17 protein-coding genes and 1 pseudogene are annotated in these 19,704 nt (G+C 53.3%); 2 read left to right on the forward strand and 16 right to left on the reverse strand.

The genetic code is table 11. The features are described 5' to 3' along the window. Positions 1 to 184: 184 nt before the first annotated feature. From wecG to trxA, 15 genes and pseudogenes are all read right to left on the reverse strand, one after another. Positions 185 to 925, reverse strand: a complete 741-nt coding sequence (gene wecG, locus QEN31_RS23215; RefSeq protein ID WP_000183621.1) for a lipopolysaccharide N-acetylmannosaminouronosyltransferase — start codon at positions 923 to 925, stop codon at positions 185 to 187. After that, positions 922 to 2,280 (reverse strand): ECA oligosaccharide polymerase, encoded by a 1,359-nt coding sequence (wzyE, locus tag QEN31_RS23220; RefSeq protein WP_000055609.1) that lies wholly within the window; start codon positions 2,278 to 2,280, stop codon positions 922 to 924. Before wzyE ends, wecG begins: the two co-directional genes overlap by 4 nt. Continuing rightward, positions 2,277 to 3,356 carry a TDP-N-acetylfucosamine:lipid II N-acetylfucosaminyltransferase gene (locus QEN31_RS23225; protein WP_000217186.1) on the reverse strand — a complete coding sequence of 360 codons (1,080 nt, stop codon included), beginning with the start codon at positions 3,354 to 3,356 and terminating at the stop codon, positions 2,277 to 2,279. Before QEN31_RS23225 ends, wzyE begins: the two co-directional genes overlap by 4 nt. Then, a complete protein-coding gene (gene wzxE, locus QEN31_RS23230) occupies positions 3,353 to 4,603 on the reverse strand; it encodes a lipid III flippase WzxE (protein ID WP_000050295.1) in 1,251 nt (416 codons plus the stop codon). Before wzxE ends, QEN31_RS23225 begins: the two co-directional genes overlap by 4 nt. 1 nt (position 4,604) lies before the next feature. Continuing rightward, positions 4,605 to 5,735, reverse strand: coding sequence for a dTDP-4-amino-4,6-dideoxygalactose transaminase (gene rffA / locus QEN31_RS23235; protein ID WP_000612078.1), 1,131 nt, complete (start codon positions 5,733 to 5,735; stop codon positions 4,605 to 4,607). A 4-nt stretch (positions 5,736 to 5,739) separates the two neighbouring features. Then, entirely contained in the window at positions 5,740 to 6,417 is a 678-nt protein-coding gene (gene rffC / locus QEN31_RS23240; RefSeq protein WP_001145156.1) for a dTDP-4-amino-4,6-dideoxy-D-galactose acyltransferase, read from the reverse strand. Continuing rightward, a pseudogene (locus QEN31_RS23245) lies at positions 6,395 to 6,559 on the reverse strand (glucose-1-phosphate thymidylyltransferase); the annotation flags it as partial. The pseudogene QEN31_RS23245 and the gene rffC, both read right to left, overlap by 23 nt. A 92-nt stretch (positions 6,560 to 6,651) precedes the next feature. Next, complete coding sequence (rffG, locus tag QEN31_RS23250; protein ID WP_000822145.1) at positions 6,652 to 7,719, reverse strand: dTDP-glucose 4,6-dehydratase; 1,068 nt, start codon at positions 7,717 to 7,719, stop codon at positions 6,652 to 6,654. Next, complete coding sequence (gene wecC / locus QEN31_RS23255) at positions 7,719 to 8,981, reverse strand: UDP-N-acetyl-D-mannosamine dehydrogenase (protein WP_000011227.1); 1,263 nt, start codon at positions 8,979 to 8,981, stop codon at positions 7,719 to 7,721. The genes rffG and wecC overlap by 1 nt, the downstream gene beginning before the upstream one ends. After that, positions 8,978 to 10,108 (reverse strand): non-hydrolyzing UDP-N-acetylglucosamine 2-epimerase, encoded by a 1,131-nt coding sequence (gene wecB / locus QEN31_RS23260; RefSeq protein WP_000866685.1) that lies wholly within the window; start codon positions 10,106 to 10,108, stop codon positions 8,978 to 8,980. Before wecB ends, wecC begins: the two co-directional genes overlap by 4 nt. Before the next feature lie 55 nt (positions 10,109 to 10,163). Next, positions 10,164 to 11,210, reverse strand: a complete 1,047-nt coding sequence (gene wzzE / locus QEN31_RS23265; protein WP_000193413.1) for an ECA polysaccharide chain length modulation protein — start codon at positions 11,208 to 11,210, stop codon at positions 10,164 to 10,166. A gap of 11 nt (positions 11,211 to 11,221) precedes the next feature. Continuing rightward, positions 11,222 to 12,325 (reverse strand): UDP-N-acetylglucosamine--undecaprenyl-phosphate N-acetylglucosaminephosphotransferase, encoded by a 1,104-nt coding sequence (gene wecA / locus QEN31_RS23270; RefSeq protein ID WP_000771937.1) that lies wholly within the window; start codon positions 12,323 to 12,325, stop codon positions 11,222 to 11,224. Between the two features lie 229 nt (positions 12,326 to 12,554). Continuing rightward, on the reverse strand, positions 12,555 to 13,814 hold the full coding sequence (rho, locus tag QEN31_RS23275) for a transcription termination factor Rho (protein WP_001054532.1): 1,260 nt from the start codon (positions 13,812 to 13,814) through the stop codon (positions 12,555 to 12,557). 87 nt (positions 13,815 to 13,901) lie between these two features. Further along, positions 13,902 to 13,985: a rho operon leader peptide gene (locus tag QEN31_RS23280; protein WP_134820045.1), complete on the reverse strand. Its 84-nt coding sequence runs from the start codon at positions 13,983 to 13,985 to the stop codon at positions 13,902 to 13,904. A gap of 247 nt (positions 13,986 to 14,232) precedes the next feature. Continuing rightward, a complete protein-coding gene (trxA, locus tag QEN31_RS23285; protein ID WP_001280776.1) occupies positions 14,233 to 14,562 on the reverse strand; it encodes a thioredoxin TrxA in 330 nt (109 codons plus the stop codon). Positions 14,563 to 14,705: 143 nt separating this feature from the next. Here trxA and rhlB point away from each other — a divergent pair, with 143 nt between their 5' ends. Together rhlB and gppA are read left to right on the forward strand one after the other, a co-directional pair. Beyond that, entirely contained in the window at positions 14,706 to 15,971 is a 1,266-nt protein-coding gene (rhlB, locus tag QEN31_RS23290) for an ATP-dependent RNA helicase RhlB (protein ID WP_000047525.1), read from the forward strand. Between the two features lie 118 nt (positions 15,972 to 16,089). Continuing rightward, positions 16,090 to 17,571, forward strand: a complete 1,482-nt coding sequence (gppA, locus tag QEN31_RS23295) for a guanosine-5'-triphosphate,3'-diphosphate diphosphatase (protein WP_001089447.1) — start codon at positions 16,090 to 16,092, stop codon at positions 17,569 to 17,571. A gap of 39 nt (positions 17,572 to 17,610) precedes the next feature. On the opposite strand, the gene rep is transcribed toward gppA, so the two are convergent. Continuing rightward, a complete protein-coding gene (gene rep / locus QEN31_RS23300; protein ID WP_001238842.1) occupies positions 17,611 to 19,635 on the reverse strand; it encodes a DNA helicase Rep in 2,025 nt (674 codons plus the stop codon). Between the last annotated feature and the right edge of the window lie 69 nt (positions 19,636 to 19,704).

Genomic DNA, 19,704 nt, shown 5'->3' on the forward strand with positions numbered 1-19,704 from the left:
ACGGTTCCGGTAGTACCGGTTATTGTTATGGGTACATCGATTGTTGCGAATATTTTCTTAAATTTGGACAAATGGCAAATGGAGCATTAAAAAAATGCACTTATTGTGTAAGAAATCATCGATTATGTTGTAAATGAGCAGCACCATAAGCACAATCCGCTGCTCAAGTCATCAGAAGGGAGAATTAGAGATCGCCAGTATAGTGCCAGCGAAGATAGCGCAGCAGGCGCATCTGGCGGGTAATACGCCTCGGTTGAGAAAGCAGACGATACAACCACTCCAGTCCCAGGTTCTGCCATATTTTTGGAGCGCGTTTGACGTGACCAGTAAACACATCATAGGTCCCGCCCACCCCCATATATAACGCATGGGGATGCACTTCCCGACAATCGCGCATTAGCAATTCCTGTTTTGGCGATCCCATCGCGACGGTGACAATTTTCGCGCCGCTGGCATGGATACGCGCAAATAGCGCCTGACGCTGCTCCGGCGTAAAGTAACCGTCCTGGCTACCCACAATATTGACGTTCCACTGCGTCCGCAGTTTTGCTTCCGTCTGCGCCAGCACCTCAGGCTTGCCGCCGACAAGAAATACCGGTGTGCCTTCTTTTCCCGCGCGCGCCATTAACGCTTCCCAAAGGTCGGCGCCAGCCACACGAGAAACCTGCGCCTGCGGAAATTTTTTACGTATTGAACGCACCACGCTGATGCCATCGGCATATTTAAATTCCGCCGCCGCTATCAACGCGCGGACTTCCGGATTATCTTCCGCCGTCAGCAGCTTTTCGGCGTTGATCGCCACCAACGTGCCTTGCTTCAGTTGACCATCGGCAAACAGATAATTCAGCGCGTGTGACATGTCGCGCCAGCCAATCAGAGGTAATCCACGCAGCGAGTAAAGGGGCGCAGCGGCATTATTGGTCATAGTTTTCCTTCCACCTGTGCCTGAGGGAGCGAAGTTGTACGTTTATGAATCAGCCCGGCGCTATCAAATAACCAGAACAGAAGCTTAGCGACCAGCAGGCTGGCGCCAAAAACCACCAGGAAGAAAACCACGCGCGAAACAAACGAATCCAGCCCTTCTCGCGCCAGCACAATCATATTAAAGATGGCGCCAAAGCAGAAACTGTGCAGAATCGCCGCCTTATAGCGATTGGGCTCCCGGTTACCCAGTTCATACAGCCAGTCGAACCATTTGATAATCAGCCCGACGACGATCGCGCCGAGCGGAATAAACAGCGCCCCGCCCATGACCACCAGCGATCCGATAAGCGTTGGCGATATCGCCAGGCCAGAATGGTTGTTCAGGACTTCCCAAGTGAAGTAATTCGCAGAGTTCAGCACAATACTGGGTCGTCCCGGCCATAACCAGGTGGGAATAAAGACGTAGAAATCACGCACGATAGGGGCCAGCCCCTGAAACTCGATATTGTGGTAATTTTGCAACAGCAGCGCCAGATTCTCCCACGGCGAAAAGGTATCGCGCGTTAGATAAAGAAACGTATAGAACGCCTCATCGCCGCTCACATTTAATCCGTAGCGTTTGAGCGCCAGCCAGAACATACCGACAATCCCCAGCACGCCCGCCGCCGCCAGCATCCACAGGCTGATCCAGCCCCGAATAATGCCGATAAACAGGAAGATAGCAAACGCAATAATGATGTTAGCGCGCGTGCCGCCGACAATCATGTAGGTCAACAGACCAAACGCGACGGTGCTCACCAGAAAGAACAGCCACGCTTTGCTGTCCTGGCGCAGGAAATAGACCACCAGCATCGCCGGAATGAAGAAATAGAAGAACCGTTTTAACGCCACGCCGGAGACTTCGCTGGAAAAGATCTGGCTGTAGGAGTGCAGCCGGAACAGCAAAAAGCCGTTATGCATAAAGAAAATCGCCACGCTCACCAGCGCGATGCCCATCAGGATCACCCAGGTAAGGTGGGTTTCCACCCGGTTCATGGTAAATAGCGGCTTGCGTGGTACATCCACAACGCGTTTGCGTAAACGCGTTTTATAGGTCACGTAATACACGCCGTAGAAACAGGCGGCGGATAATAGAGCCTGCAATAAGATTTCCGGCGGCGCGACGCCAACGTCGAAACGAAATACCAGCACGCTGGTTAGCGGAAAACCAAAAAAGAAGGTCAACAAAAACAGCAACGAAAAGAAAACGTTGAAGTTAAAACGCACGCGGCGGAATTCAAACCAGGTCAGCGTGGCGATAAACAGCGTAGAGAGCAGCCAGACCACCAGCAGCCCGCTGAATTGCATTAAACTCATTCGGCTTCTCCTGCGGCGATTCTCAACGCATTATGCCACGGTTGCAGGTAGTTGGGGCTAAAGAAGGTGATGCCGCTTTTATCTACCGATGCGAGCTGACGCTGCGCCTCGCGCACGACCTGCTCATTAAGATCGTCCGTGGTAAACAGGACGGGCAGATGCTGTTCCGCCATATCCTGCCAGAAAGGATTGTCGCGATTCAGTACGCACGGGATATCGGCCTGAATTAGCAGACACAACGTCCCGATCCCCTGTTGGCGGGCAAAAATAAAATAACCGAGGTCGCACTGGCGCAACAGCGCAAGATAGGCATCAAATTCCATTTTTTCGCTAAGAATTTGTAAATTTTCGGCGCTAAATAGCGCCAGACCGGCCTGACGAACCTCATCAATATAGTCCTGGTTATTGGCCGGATAGCCCATCGGCACCACCACGTTTACCGTGTCGCCAAACTGCTGATACACCGCCCGTAACGCCGCAATGTGTTGGTTACTGCGATCGCCGGAGTTCCCTACCAAAATGGTCAATTTCCCCGCACGTTGGCGCTCTTTTGCCATAGCATTCAGGGAAGGGTCCATGCGCGTCGGGAAATAGAGCAACTCGCCGCGTACGTCCGGATGCTGACGCGCAAAATAGCTGAGATCGCCGCGCGTCGCGAATACGCCCCCTACTCGCCCCTGCGCGATACGACGAAGCGGGTAGAAAAGGCGGAATTTCAGCCCGTGGGACACTTCGTAGAGATCCGCGCCCCAGATATGCCAGTAAAACTGGGCTGGCTTAATACCGCCGCTTAACAGCGCCAGCCACAGGCTGGTGTTGAACTGACCGTGAAAGAAGAATCTCTGTCGACGATTTGCTTTCGCTTTGGCGATGACCGCCTGCGCCAGCGCTTTCTTACTGCCATAAAAACGAAGCGAGAGCGCCGGGCAGCTTTCCGTGAAGCCGTTATCTTCGCCGGCAACCATAAATTCGCGCGCGTGCTCGCTTGTGGCGGCCAGCGTATCATTGAAAAACCGCAGCACGGTGTGGTTATGGTGAGGGATATCCGATCCCAGGACGTGAATCAGTACAGTCATGCTCGCCTACGCCAGAGTAAAAATACGCCGCAACAAAGTGAAAAATAGACAATATAGGTGGCCATATAAGCCTGTGCCGCACCCAGCGCGCCGTGAGCGGGAATCAGCCAGTGAGCGAACGCCGTTAACAGAATGAACTGGCTAATTTCAGCCAGAATGTAAAATCGCAACGACGCTTTGGCAATCACCAGATAACCGAAAACATAGGCGCCGACTTTCAGCACGTCGCCCACTAACTGCCAGGCGAACAGATCGCGCATCGCGGTGAATTTAGCGGAAAAAAGCAGCCAGATAGCAAAATCGCGCAGTAGCCAGACGGTAAAACTCGCCGCCGCAACCGCCGGTAAAACAAATTTCAGCGCTTTTACCACTTCACGCGTAATGTCCTGTTTTTCCGTCAGGCGTGAGAGCGTGGGTAACAGGTAAACGCTGAAGGAGGCGGTGATAAATTGCAGATAGGCGTCAGAAATACTGCTTACGCCCTGCCAGATCCCGACATCGCTCCAGCTATAGTGCGCGGCCAGTTGGTTTCGCATCATCACATAGGCAACCGGCATCGTAACGGAGGTAATCAGCGCCATCAGGGTAAATTTACTGAGCTGCCCTGCCAGACCGTTGTCCCAGGAGGGCTTGAGATAGCGTAGCGGGACGGTGCCGCGCTTAATCAGTATTATACCGGCTGGCACTACCACCAGCGCCGGCACCAGCGCCAGGCCAAGCAGAGCGCCTTCATAGCCGCCGACACGGTAGCAGAGATACCAGGCGGCGACGCCCAAAAAGCTGCCGACAATTAACGATAAGGCATTACCCGACGCGTCACGAAAGCCCTTCATTAGCGCCAGCAGCAGGTTCGCCCAGGCGATCCCCATTTGTACCAGCGCAACCAGACGCACCAGCCCTTGATAGTCCGTATGACCGAACAATCCCTGGCTAATCGGCGCCGCCGCCAGCAAGAAGACCAGCGCCAGCAGCGTAGAGAACCCCAATACCATCGCGGAGGAGGTTCCCACCACGGTACGTAACTGCGCCGGGTTATCATGATGTTGTGCGACAAGTTTGGTAACGCCGTTAAATATCCCGGCGCCAGCCAATACGCCCAGCACGGTAATCATCTGGCGGAAGTTACCCGCTTGTCCGACGCCCGCCGGACCAAAAGAGACGGCCAGTAGTTTCACCACCAGCAGTCCGGCGCCAATTTTTACCAGCGTACTGACCGCCGTCCACAGGGAGGCTTTAGCAAGCGACATATCAGGAGAAATAATTTAGCAAGGTAGTAATCACCGTTCGTTGATCGACGGGCGCAAGGTTATAAAACAGCGGCAGACGCAACAAACGTTCGCTCTCTTTTGTGGTGTAGACATCGTCCCCGATAAACTCGCCGAATTTATCGCCCGCCGGACAATCATGCAGCGGAATGTAATGGAATACCGCCATGATTTCCGCCTCTTTCAGGAAATTAATCAGCGCGCTGCGATCGGCGATATCCCGCAGTTTGATGTAAAACATATGGGCATTATGCCCGCAGTTTTCCGGAATAGAAGGCAGCTCGAAACGCCCGGCGCGCGCCAGCGGCGTTAACGCATCGTAGTAAGTCTGCCACAGCGACAGACGCTGTTGATTGATACGATCGGCGGCCTCCAGTTGCGCCCACAGATAGGCAGCCTGCAGATCGGACATCAAATAACTGGAGCCGATATCCCGCCAGGTGTATTTATCCACCTGACCACGGAAGAACTGGCTACGGTTGGTGCCTTTTTCGCGGATGATCTCCGCGCGTTCAATTAGCGTACGATCGTTGATCAGCGTCGCGCCGCCTTCGCCGCCAGCGGTGTAATTTTTGGTTTCATGGAAGCTAAAACAGCCGATGTGACCGATCGTCCCTAATGCGCGCCCTTTGTACGTGGACATCACACCCTGGGCGGCATCCTCGACAACGAACAGATTATACTTATCCGCCAGCGCCATGATGACGTCCATTTCACAAGCGACGCCAGCGTAGTGTACCGGCACGATAGCGCGGGTTTTATCAGTAATCGCCGCCTCAATCAGCGTTTCGTCAATATTCATCGTATCCGGACGAATATCGACAAACACAATTTTCGCGCCGCGCAGGACAAAAGCGTTAGCGGTGGAGACAAACGTAAAGCTCGGCATGATCACTTCATCGCCGGGCTGAATATCCAACAACAGAGCCGCCATCTCCAGCGATGCGGTACAGGAAGGCGTTAGCAACACCTTCGCGCTGCCGAAATGTTGCTCCAGCCACTGCTGGCAACGACGCGTAAAGCCGCCGTCGCCGCACAGTTTGCCGCTGCTCATTGCAGACTGCATGTATTCGAGTTCGGTTCCCACCACCGGCGGCGCATTAAAAGGAATCATGTTGTCACCTGTATAACCAGTACGCAGTGCTTTCGATGTTGGCACCGCTTTGTATGTAACGTTTAAGCGCGGCGGTGTTGCCCAACTGGGTCGCCACCCGCAATGTTGCTTTGCCGCGACTCTGCGCCCAACAGATCGCCGCCTGCATAAGTTCCGCTCCCGCGCCGCGTCCGGCCAACAGGCCAATGCGCGCGTCGGTATCATTCAATTCCCGCAGCGAGACGTAACCGCGGATAGCGCCTGTCTCCGTGCGAAGCACCAGGCATTGGTGATCAAACGTGCCGCGTACCGCATTCTCAATCCACTGGGCGTAAAAACGGGCGCTGGCGTCGGGCGCATACCACGGCGCGCGAAAACGACTCTGCGTAAACGCCTCTCCGGCCAACTGACGCAAAGCAGGAATGTCCGTAAGGTGTGCAATTTCCGCGCCATGCTGGTCGCGATGCCCTTTTACCGGCAACGCAAAATCCACCTCGCCTTCAACCAAAGAGAATCCCAGCGATTGCAACGCCGACAGCCAGGCGATGTTTTCAGCCGGCACTTTTACCTGCACGCGTTGCCACGCCTGCAGTGCTTCTGGCGTTAATTCGGGCGCTGAGGCATCGATACGCACAATGCCGCTATTCACGCCAAAGAACGTATTTTCCCAGAGTAACGGTTCAATACTGGCGCGGACGGGCACGGAGCAACTCCAGTAAATATTGGCCATAGCCGGTTTTTTCAAGCTGACTGGCGGCGCGTTTCAAACCATCATCATCCAGCCAGCCGTTGCGCCAGGCAATCTCCTCCAGACAGGCAATTTTGAAGCCCTGGCGCTTTGATACGCCGCGCGTAATGGGATGCAACCGGGTACCGGAACCTCCCGCCAGAATGATGCCTTTCATTCGTTTCTCCTCCAGGAGTAAGAACCTGCCGTTTAGCGTTTCAGTCCTAAGCGTTCGCCCTGATAACTGCCATCCTGCACGGGTTTCCACCAGGCCTCATTGGCGAGATACCACTGAACGGTTTTTCGCATCCCGCTTTCGAAGGTTTCCTGCGGCGTCCAGCCCAGCTCGCGGGCGATTTTCGACGCGTCGATGGCATAACGTAAGTCATGGCCGGGGCGATCGTCGACGAAGGTAATCAGATCGTGATAATTCACCACACCCTGCGGTTTTTGCGGGGCCAGTTCCTCCAGTAGAGCGCAGATCGTCCTGACCACATCCAGATTTTTACGTTCGTTATGACCGCCGATATTATACGTTTCACCCACCGCGCCGTTCGTCACCACGTGATACAACGCACGGGCATGATCCTCCACATACAGCCAGTCGCGAATTTGCTGACCGTTGCCATAGACCGGCAATGGTTTACCCGCCAGCGCGTTCAGAATCATCAGCGGGATCAGTTTTTCCGGGAAATGGTAGGGCCCGTAGTTATTAGAGCAGTTGGTGACAAGCGTAGGCAGACCGTAGGTACGTAACCAGGCGCGTACCAGATGGTCGCTGCTGGCTTTGGAGGCGGAATAAGGGCTGCTTGGCGCATATGGCGTGGTTTCGGTGAAGAAATCGTCTGCAGTATGCAGATCGCCATACACTTCATCGGTGGAGATATGGTGGAAGCGGAACGCCGCTTTAGCGTCCGCGTCAAGCGCGGACCAGTAAGCGCGAGCGGCTTCCAGCAAGGTGTAAGTACCAACGATATTCGTTTCAATAAACGCCGCCGGGCCGTCGATGGAACGGTCTACATGGCTTTCCGCCGCCAGGTGCATCACGCTATCGGGCTGATACTGCTGGAAAACTCGCTCCAGTGATGCCCGATCGCAGATATCCACCTTCTCAAAGGCGAAACGGTCGCTTTGCGCCACCGACGCCAGAGACATCAGGTTGCCCGCATAGGTGAGTTTATCCACCACCACCACCGCGTCTGCCGTTTCATGGATGATATGCCGCACCACCGCAGATCCGATAAAGCCTGCGCCGCCGGTCACCAGAATGCGTTTCATCAGCGCCAGACTCCTTTGGTATCAACCACATAACGTTGATGAACCGCATCGCCGGGAATCGCTTTAAATTCGTCGTGATCGACCAGCATCACCAGCACATCGGCGGCGGCCAGCGCCGCGTCCAGTTTCGCCAGCGTACAAAGTCCGTCCAATTTTTTCGGCAACTGACGGATATTCGGTTCGACGACCAGGGTTTCGCCGCTGTGCCAGCGGGCGATACTTTGCGCGATCCCCATCGCCGGGCTTTCGCGCAGATCGTCGATATTCGGCTTAAAGGCCAGCCCAAAACAGGCGATTTTCACTTCGCTGGCGCGTTTATCGGTGGCCGCCAGGCAATCTGTGACCGCGGCTTTTACCTGATCGACCACCCAGTGCGGTTTGCCGTCGTTCACTTCACGCGCGGTGCGAATCAGTCTCGCCTGCTGCGGATTTTGCGCCACAATAAACCACGGATCGACCGCAATGCAGTGCCCGCCAACGCCTGGGCCCGGCTGCAAAATATTGACGCGCGGATGGCGGTTCGCCAGGCGGATCAATTCCCAAACGTTAATCCCCTGTTCGGCGCAAATCAGCGACAATTCATTCGCAAAGGCGATATTCACATCACGGAAGCTATTTTCCGTCAGTTTGCACATCTCCGCGGTGCGCGAGTTGGTGACAACGCATTCGCCCTCAAGGAAAATTTTGTACAGCGCGCTGGCGCGAGCCGAACATACTGGCGTCATACCGCCAATCACGCGGTCATTTTTAATGAGTTCCACCATCACCTGACCCGGCAGCACACGCTCCGGACAATAGGCGATATTCACATCGGCCTGCTCGCCCGCCTGCTGGGGAAAGGTCAGATCCGTGCGCATCCCGGCCAGCCAGCCAGCCATTTGCTCCGTTGCGCCGACCGGCGATGTTGATTCCAGAATCACCAGTGCCCCTTTTTTTAATACTGGCGCAATGGATTTCGCCGCGGCTTCGACATAGGCCATGTCAGGGTCGTGATCGCCTTTGAATGGTGTCGGCACGGCAATCAGGTACGCATCGGCCTCGACAGGTGTCGTCGTCGCACGCAGAAAGCCGCCCTCCACCGCCATCTTCACCACATTGCCCAACGCCGGCTCCACGATGTGAATTTCACCGCGATTTATAATGTCTACCGCATGTTGGTTGATATCCACGCCGATAACCTGCTTCTGGCGGGAAGCAAAAGCGGCCGCAGTCGGTAATCCGATATACCCCAGCCCAATAACAGAAATGGTCGTAAAACTCATAACGATACCCGATAACTTTTTAACGCCTGTAAAATGCGCGCGCATGATTGCCCGTCACCATAAGGATTATGGGCGCGGCTCATGGTTTGATATTCATTTTCGTCGTGCAGCAGACGCATAACTTCCGCCACAATGCGCCGGGAGTCCGTGCCGATCAGTCTTACCGTACCAGCGGTAATGGCTTCCGGACGCTCTGTGGTTTCACGCATGACCAATACCGGCTTACCTAATGACGGCGCTTCTTCCTGAATACCGCCGGAATCGGTCAGAATGAGCCAGGCGTGATTCATCAGCCAGACAAAAGGTAAGTAGTCCTGCGGCTCAATCAGTACCACGTTTTCAACATGGCCGAGGATACGGTTGACAGGTTCGCTGACGTTGGGATTGAGATGCACCGGATAGACAATTTGCACATTCTGGTTCGCGGCGGCGATTTCCGCCAGCGCCTGGCAGATATGCTCAAAGCCCTGACCAAAGCTTTCACGCCGATGACCGGTCACTAAAATCATCTTCTTATTCGCGTTGAGGAAAGGATACTGCTCGGCCAGTTCAGCCTGTAATGTATCGCTCGTCAGAACGCGATCGCGTACCCAGATCAGCGCGTCGATAACGGTATTGCCAGTGACAAAAATGCGCTCATCCGGAATGTTCTCCCGCAACAGATTCTGCCGCGAGTTTTCCGTCGGCGCAAAGTGGTACATCGCCAGATGTCCGGTCAGCGTGCGGTTTGCCTCTTCCGGCCAGGGGGAATAGAGATCGCCGGTTCGCAACCCGGCTTCTACGTGCCCTACCGGAATTCGTTGATAGAAAGCCGCCAGGCTGGTAGCAATCGTAGTGGTGGTATCGCCATGAACCAGCACCACATCAGGTTTAAAATCTGCCAGGATCGGCTTTAATCCCTCCAGAATTCGGCAGGTAATTTCCGTCAACCCCTGTCCCGGCTGCATAATGTTGAGATCGTAATCAGGCACAATAGAAAAAAGAGTTAATACCTGATCAAGCATCTCCCGATGCTGCGCAGTAACGCATACTTTGGCCTCGAAATGAGGATCTTTTTCCAGCGCATGGACCAGAGGCGCCATCTTAATGGCCTCCGGTCGTGTACCAAATACAGTCAGTACTTTCACATCGATTCTCTTCGAATAGACAGTAGGGGCCCAGCCCCCTACTGCAGAGGTGTTGCTAAATCGTGCGGCGACGGGTTAAGGCAACGCCCGCACCGATTAGCGCCCCAACGATACCCCACATGATCATCAGGAAGGCTCGGCGTGGGCTATCACGTTTTACCGGTTCTTCCGGCGTACGCAAATAACGATAGGTCTGAAAACGAGGGTCCAGGGTCGGCCCCACATTAAGCGTATTCAACATTGCCCGATTTTGAAAGTAGTCCAAATCGAACGCAGGGCCAACCGCTTGCAGATTTTCAAGACGCGCCTGCAACATAGGGCGACCGAGTAAAAAAAGCTCTGAGTCCGGTAATTCATCCGCCGGGACATCCGTCGCGCTACGAGAAATATTATGTTGTTCCGCAATTTTGAGCGCCTGCTCAATACTGTTTACACGACGCGAATAGATCGCTTTCGCAACCTCCTCCTGCCGTTTGACCTGGGCTTTCATCTGCACGGTACGCGCAGCCCAGGCACCTTTTAATTCATCATTCAGATGGCTCGCCGCCCGCTGGCTGGCGAATGCGACATACTGACGCAGCAGATTATTGGCGTCCGGCGCAGTTTCAGCAATCAGCTTCACATTGTCGTTGATGGCGCGTGTAAAATCGCCGGGCGTAAACTGTATGTTATTGATCAGTTCATCAAGCATCGCCGCATCAGCTTTGCTATTCCCGACCATTCGCTGCTTGTAATAGTCCGTCTGTAACCAGAAATCGCGACGCGTATCCCAGGAGGCAAGTTGCATGATGAACTCTTTATACGCTTCATCCATCACCGAGGGCTTATCAGAAGAAGCAGGATCGGTCTTAATATCCAGGTTGCGCAGAAACTGCTGCTGGGAGTAATAACCGCCCAACATATTTACGGTTGGGCGATCGGTGATCGCCGTCGCACTCCACTCCTGACGAGCAAAAAAGGTATAGGCTAACGCGATAAGGGCAAATAGCAGGCCAATGCCGATAATCCAGAATTTGCCAGCCCATAAAGTACGAAACAACCCGCGAATATCCAGTTCATTTTCAGCGCTCACCGCGCGTGCCCCCGGTAATGGTTGTGTCATCGTATCCTCATTTACTTGGTTAAGTTTGGCCGGTTCTCACGTTGCCTGCGCAGGCGACGCTTCACACGCTTAATAAATCTCGCCACCTTCCAGGCCCGCTTAATGCAGTAGCCATAGAGGAAGAATGCTAGCAAAAAGAGCACCAACATAACCCATTCAGGAACAAAATGAGAGTATTCTGCCGTTACGCCTACTCCCGCCAGAATCGCCGCTGCGAGCGTAATAAGAACAAATGCCTGGCGGGAAGTAAACCCTGCTCGCATAACCAAATGATGAATATGTTGGCGATCAGGGGAAAAGGGGCTCATCCCTTTACGCAGACGGCGATACATAATCGCCACCATATCCATCAATGGAATAGCGATAATCCATAGCGCGGTAACCGGGCTGATAGAGTGAGTTTTCCCCTGCGTCGTTTCCAGTAAGAGCCAGATGACGGTAAAGCCAATCAGTGTACTACCGGCATCGCCCATAAAGACTTTGTAACGCCGCCCCAAAATACCGAGATTAAGCATAATGTAAGGCAGAATCGCGGCGATCATGGCAAAGCACCACATTGCCAGACTAGTCTGACCATCAAACCATAAAATCAGCCCCATCGCCGCAAATGAGACGCTGGATAACCCACCCAGCAGGCCGTCAATACCGTCCACCATATTGAAAGCGTTGATCGCCGCCCATACCGCAAACAGAGTAAGGAAATAGCCAAAGGGGCCAAGCACTAACTCCCAAGGCCCAAAGATGTAACCAAGGCTACCTAAGTGAAGTTTTGCGATAACCATCATTACAACCGCAATAACAGCCTGAACCACAGCACGAATTTTTACACTGATATCAAAACGGTCATCCATCGCACCAACAAAAACCAATACACCAGCGCAAATAAGATATAGCGATAAGTGCGGTATGTAGTAATCCGAGAGGCCAAACATAAAGCAGATTCCTGCAAACACAGAAATCCCGCCGACTAATGGGATAACGCCCTGATGTCGTTTACGAAAGTTTGGTTTATCCACTAAACCAATTTTTATGGCTACTTTTCGCGCAAGAAAAATAAAAATGGTCGTGAATAAAAAAATACTGATTAGCTCAGATAAAGCGGTGAGTAACTTCACAGTGTATGTGCTCTCAGCATATATCATTTCCTTAAAGTATAATGCGTTACGCCAGCTCCTAGAAGAGACCTGTTAGAACATTACACTTTTTACCGCAAACAATGTGTATTGTGCATGGTGTTACTCTGTAGCGCATATCCCGATGACCAGTTTATATGACATGACGCCAGGATGAATCGCAAAACAAAAACGCCACGTAAAAACGTGGCGTTTTCAGGTAAAGACCAGGTTATGAGCGCTTCATCATCTCGAAAAAGTCGTCATTAGTTTTGGTCATCGCCAGTTTGTTAATGAGGAATTCCATCGCGTCAATTTCACCCATCGGATGGATGATTTTACGCAGGATCCACATTTTCTGCAGCTCTTCCTGAGTGGTGAGCAGCTCTTCTTTACGGGTACCGGAACGGTTGTAGTCGATAGCCGGGAAGACACGTTTTTCAGCGATCTTACGCGAGAGATGCAGCTCCATGTTACCGGTGCCTTTAAACTCTTCGTAGATAACTTCGTCCATCTTGGAACCGGTATCGATTAGCGCCGTCGCGATGATAGTCAGGCTACCGCCCTCTTCCACGTTACGCGCCGCGCCGAAGAAACGCTTCGGACGATGCAGGGCGTTAGCGTCCACACCACCGGTCAATACTTTACCGGAAGCCGGCACCACGGTGTTGTAGGCGCGCGCCAGACGGGTGATGGAGTCGAGCAGGATGATAACGTCTTTCTTGTGTTCAACCAGACGCTTCGCCTTCTCGATAACCATTTCGGCAACCTGAACGTGGCGGGATGCCGGTTCGTCAAAGGTAGAAGCAACCACTTCGCCTTTCACCAGACGCTGCATCTCGGTCACTTCTTCCGGACGTTCGTCAATCAGCAGCACCATCAGCACGCAGTCCGGGTGGTTATACGCGATGCTCTGCGCGATGTTCTGCAGCAGCATGGTTTTACCCGCTTTCGGCGGCGCGACAATCAGACCGCGCTGGCCGCGACCGATCGGCGAAGCCAGATCCAGAACGCGCGCCGTTAAGTCTTCGGTAGAACCGTTACCACGCTCCATACGCAGACGAGAGTTTGCGTGCAGCGGGGTTAAGTTCTCAAAGAGGATTTTGTTACGGGCGTTTTCCGGTTTGTCGTAGTTAACTTCGTTAACTTTCAACAGCGCAAAATAGCGTTCACCTTCTTTCGGCGGGCGAATCTTACCAGAAATGGTATCACCAGTGCGGAGGTTGAAACGGCGGATTTGGCTGGGGGAAACGTAGATATCATCAGGACCGGCGAGGTAGGAGCTGTCTGCAGAACGGAGGAAACCAAATCCATCCTGCAATATCTCCAGCACACCGTCGCCAAAGATATCTTCGCCACTCTTTGCGTGCTGCTTCAGGATGGCAAAAATAATGTCCTGCTTGCGCATACGGGCCAGGTTTTCCAGCCCCATACTTTCGCCGAGAGTGATCAGCTCAGAAACCGGCGTATTCTTTAATTCGGTAAGATTCATAATGGTGTGAGTTCTTAAACTTGGGGTAAATCTCGAACTTAATGTTGTGAATGGTATGGCAGGGTCATCCATGCCTGTTTACGGCTATCAACTCATGTCTGTTCGCTGTCTGGTCACAGGAAAGTACGCAGAACTGAAACGACAAGACGGAATGAGCGAAGAGCCAGGAATCTTTCCACTTCTCGTGCGAGAAAAAACGGGAAGTGACGGATAAAACCAGATTCAAACTTAATAAGGTATGTTTAATTCGAAGTCAATACTAACTTAGCACGACTCAGACCGGGCGTCCAGAGATCCTGACAATTTAAGAATAACGTAAGGACAACAGACGCCACGAAACTGCCTGATACCTTAATCATTCGTCGAATGACAGACGCCTGACCATACAGCGCCTTTGTCATTCGACGTATAAAAGGTATTACGCCAGATTGGCGTCGAGAAACTCTTTCAACTGACCTTTAGACAGTGCGCCTACTTTGGTTGCCGCCACTTCGCCGTTTTTAAACAGCAGCAGAGTCGGAATACCGCGGATGCCATATTTAGGCGCAGTACCTGGGTTCTGGTCAATGTTCAGTTTGGCAACGGTCAATTTGCCCTGATATTCGTCAGCGATTTCATCCAGAATCGGAGCGATCATTTTACACGGCCCGCACCACTCTGCCCAGAAATCAACGAGGATAGCCCCGTCCGCTTTGAGTACATCCGTGTCAAAACTGTCGTCAGTCAGGTGAATAATTTTATCGCTCATATATAACTCCACAGGAATAAGCCTGGCGTGTTGGTGTAGCATTAACCAACGAGGTGCTGATGTTAACTTCGCCAACAAAGGTTGGCTTTATTTCACCGGATACGCTTTCGTAAAGCAATAGTAAGCTGATATTCTACCACACTATGAGCAAAACACATTTAACAGAACAGAAGTTTTCCGACTTCGCCCTGCACCCACAGGTGGTTGAAGCCCTTGAAAAAAAAGGGTTTTATAATTGTACGCCCATTCAGGCACTGGCCCTTCCGCTAACGCTGGCGGGTCGTGACGTTGCAGGGCAGGCGCAAACCGGTACCGGGAAAACGATGGCGTTTCTGACGTCAACGTTTCATTATTTACTTTCTCATCCCGCGATCGACGATCGCAAGGTGAACCAGCCGCGCGCGCTGATCATGGCGCCGACGCGTGAATTAGCCGTACAAATTCACGCAGACGCGGAGCCGTTGGCGCAAGCGACAGGCTTAAAATTAGGCCTGGCTTACGGCGGCGATGGTTACGACAAGCAGCTTAAAGTGCTGGAAAGCGGCGTTGATATTCTTATTGGTACGACGGGCCGACTGATCGACTACGCCAAACAAAATCACATTAACCTCGGCGCCATTCAGGTCGTCGTACTCGATGAAGCCGATCGCATGTACGATTTGGGCTTTATTAAAGATATCCGCTGGCTGTTCCGTCGTATGCCGCCGGCTGCGCAGCGTCTGAACATGTTGTTCTCCGCCACCCTGTCTTATCGGGTTCGCGAGCTGGCGTTTGAACAGATGAACAACGCCGAATATGTTGAAGTGGAACCGGAGCAAAAGACCGGCCACCGCATTAAAGAAGAGCTTTTCTACCCCTCTAATGAAGAGAAAATGCGTTTACTGCAAACGCTGATCGAAGAAGAGTGGCCGGATCGCGCCATTATTTTCGCCAACACCAAGCATCGTTGCGAAGATATCTGGGGACATCTGGCGGCAGATGGCCATCGTGTTGGTCTGCTGACCGGCGACGTCGCGCAGAAAAAGCGCCTGCGGATTCTGGATGAGTTCACCCGCGGCGATCTGGATATTCTTGTGGCGACCGATGTCGCGGCGCGCGGGTTGCATATCCCCGCCGTAACGCACGTCTTTAACTACGATCTGCCAGACGATTGTGAAGACTATGTTCACCGTATCGGTCGTACCGGTCGCGCTGGCGCCAGCGGACATTCCATCAGCCTGGCTTGCGAAGAGTATGCGCTGAATCTGCCCGCCATTGAGAGCTATATCGGCCACTCGATTCCGGTCAGCAAATACAATCCGGAAGCGCTCATGAACGATCTGCCCAAGCCGTTGCGTCTGACGCGTTCGCGTCCTGGCAATGGTCCGCGCCGCGCTGGCGCTCCGCGTAATCGTCGTCGTTCAGGTTAAGAAAAGTTATGCCATACACAAAATCATTTAGCCTGTATCAAGGCGGCAAGAAAACAAATCCCGATGAGCTTAGGAAGAGTACGCAGCCAACACGGATACAGGTTGAAGGATGAAGTGTATGAATTCCACCTCGTTGTATGCCGCCATTGATCTCGGTTCCAATAGTTTTCATATGCTGGTCGTGCGCGAGGCGGCGGGAAGCATCCAGACGCTGACCCGAATAAAACGCAAGGTGCGTCTGGCCGCGGGTCTGAACAACGACAACCACCTTTCGGCCGAAGCGATGGAACGCGGCTGGCAATGCCTGCGTCTGTTTGCTGAACGTTTGCAGGATATCCCGCAGCCGCAAATCCGCGTGGTTGCCACCGCAACATTGCGTCTCGCCGTTAATGCGGGGGAATTTATCGCGAAAGCGCAGACTATCCTTGGTTGTCCGGTGCAGGTTATCAGCGGCGAAGAAGAGGCGCGGCTGATTTATCAGGGAGTCGCTCATACCACCGGCGGCGCAGATCAGCGACTGGTGGTGGATATCGGCGGCGCCAGCACTGAACTGGTTACCGGCACTGGCGCGCAAACCACGTCGCTGTTTAGCCTGTCGATGGGCTGCGTAACGTGGCTTGAACGCTATTTTAGCGATCGTAATCTGGCGCAAGAAAATTTTGATGACGCGGAGAAAGCCGCGCGCGATGTACTGCGTCCGGTCGCCGATGAACTGCGTTTTCATGGCTGGAAGGTCTGCGTGGGTGCCTCCGGCACCGTACAGGCATTGCAGGAAATCATGATGGCGCAGGGGATGGACGAGCGCATTACGCTCGCCAAACTGCAGCAGCTAAAACAACGCGCGATACAGTGCGGGCGTCTGGAAGAGCTGGAAATCGAAGGCCTGACGCTGGAGCGCGCGCTGGTTTTCCCAAGCGGGCTGGCTATTCTGATCGCAATATTTACCGAGCTGAACATCCAGAGCATGACGCTGGCAGGCGGCGCGTTACGCGAAGGGCTGGTGTATGGGATGTTGCATCTGGCGGTAGATCAGGATATCCGCAGCCGCACGCTGCGAAACATTCAGCGTCGGTTTATCGTCGATACCGATCAGGCAAATCGCGTAGCGAAGCTGGCAGATAACTTCCTCAAACAGGTAGAAAATGCCTGGCATATTGAGCCTATCAGTCGTGAACTGTTGCTTAGCGCTTGCCAGTTGCATGAGATCGGTCTGAGCGTTGATTTTAAACAGGCGCCCTATCATGCCGCCTATTTAGTACGCCATTTGGATCTGCCTGGCTATACGCCCGCGCAGAAAAAATTGCTCGCCACCCTCTTACTGAATCAGACCAATCCGGTCGATCTCTCTTCGCTTCATCAGCAAAACGCGGTACCGCCCCGTGTTGCGGAACAGCTATGCCGTTTGCTGCGCCTGGCGATTCTTTTTGCTGGTCGCCGTCGTGACGATCTGGTACCAGAAATTACGCTACAGGCGCTAAATGAAAATCTGACGTTAACCTTGCCTGGCGACTGGCTGGCGCATCACCCGCTGGGTAAAGAGTTGATTGATCAGGAAAGCCAGTGGCAAAGCTATGTACACTGGCCGCTGGACGTTCGCTAACCGTAGTTTGATTGCCGGATGACGCTTCGCTTATCCGGCCTACGATTTCGCTCGCTTTGCCGCCATCATGGCTTTCAGATTAGCCAGGTGACTTTGCCCTTTTTGCATTCGCTCCTCAGCGCTTACCACTTTGCGCTCCTGCTCCCAGATTAAATCATCCTGCGGGAGTTCTAACAGGAAGCGGCTGGGTTCCGGGCGCACCAGTTCCCCATACTGACGGCGCTCTTTACATAATGTAAAGGTGAGCTCTTTCTGCGCGCGAGTGATCCCAACATAGGCCAGCCGACGCTCTTCCTCAATATTATCTTCGTCAATGCTGCTTTGATGCGGCAAAAATCCTTCTTCCATTCCCACCATATAGACATACGGGAATTCCAGTCCTTTCGATGCATGAAGCGTCATCAACTGTACCTGATCCAGCTCTTCTTCGCTCTCGCCACGCTCCATCATATCGCGCAGTGTAAAGCGTGTAACCACCTGGGTCAGCGTCATCGGCTCATCGAGTTCGTTGCCTTCCAGCATCTCAGTCATCCAGCTAAAGAGCTGGTTAACGTTTTTCATACGCATTTCCGCCGCTTTGGGGCTCGGCGAGGTTTCGTACAACCAGGATTCATAGTCAATACCGTGGATGAGATCGCGCACGGCGGCGACAGGCTCGCGTTCGGCCAGACGCTGGATTTCCCCCAGCCAGTGGGTAAAACGCGTCAATGAATCGTAACCACGTCCGGTCAGCTTTTGGCTAAGTCCCATATCAAAGCTGGCGGTAAACAGGCTTTTATTACGCGTCATTGCCCATTCACCCAGCTTTTGCAGCGTGGCCGGACCGATTTCGCGTTTTGGCGTATTCACGATGCGCAGGAAAGCGCTGTCATCATCCGGGTTGGTCAACACCCGCAGGTAGGCCAGCAGGTCTTTAATCTCCGGACGGGAGAAGAATGAGGTGCCGCCGGAAATTTTGTACGGAATGCGGTTCTGCATGAGGAATTTTTCAAATACCCGCGACTGATGATTCCCGCGATACAGAATGGCGTAATCCTTGTACTGGGTCTTGTTCACAAAGTGATGGGCAATCAGTTCGCCGGTAACGCGCTCAGCTTCATGCTCTTCATTGTTTGCGCTTAACACTTTGAGTTCCGCGCCGTAACCGAGCTCGGAAAAGAGGCGCTTTTCAAAGACGTGCGGATTGTTGGCGATGAGAATATTCGCCGCTTTCAGGATGCGGCCCGAAGAACGATAGTTTTGCTCCAGTTTAATCACCTGCAGCGCCGGAAAATCCTGGCTCAGTAACACCAGGTTTTGCGGACGCGCCCCGCGCCAGGAGTAGATAGACTGATCGTCATCGCCCACGACCGTAAAGCGCGCGCGTTGCCCGACCAGCAGCTTAACCAACTCATACTGGCTGGTGTTAGTATCCTGATATTCATCCACCAGCAGATAACGAATTTTATTCTGCCAGCGCTCGCGCACCTCGTCATTGCGTTGCAGCAGCAGCGTCGGCAGCAAAATCAAATCATCAAAATCGAGAACGTTGCATGCCTTCATATGGGCGTCGTAAAGCCCGTAGCAGTGGGCAAAAATACGATCGCGTTCACCTTTCGCCCCCGCCGCTGCCTGTGCAGGCGTTTTGAGATCGTTTTTCCAGTTGGAGATCGTGGAGATCAGCTGTTGCAACAGAACCTTGTCGTCTTCGATCAGGCCTTCGGTCAGCTCTTTGAGCAAGGCGACCTGGTCGGTATCGTCAAACAATGAAAAGTTCGATTTCATCCCCAGCGCAGCGTACTCGCGCTTAATAATATCCAGCCCTAGCGTATGAAAGGTGGAGATCATCAAACCGCGCGCTTCCTTACGGCCGAGCGTCTGCCCGACGCGTTCTTTCATTTCGCGCGCTGCCTTGTTGGTAAACGTCACCGCCGCAATATGCCGGGCCTGATAGCCGCATCCGCGGATCAGGTGGGCGATTTTATTGGTAATTACGCGAGTTTTACCAGAACCCGCTCCTGCCAGCACCAGGCAGGGTCCGGTGACGAATTCGACAGCGTGTTGTTGGCCGGGATTTAAACGCATGGGAATAGTGCTCAATCTTCGAACGGGGGAGGGATTGTAGCAGAAAGCGAGGCCCAGAGAAGACCTGGC

Origin of the sequence: Salmonella sp. SA15303, from assembly GCF_029962125.1 — a bacterium.
Taxonomy (GTDB): Bacteria; Pseudomonadota; Gammaproteobacteria; order Enterobacterales; family Enterobacteriaceae; genus Salmonella; species Salmonella enterica.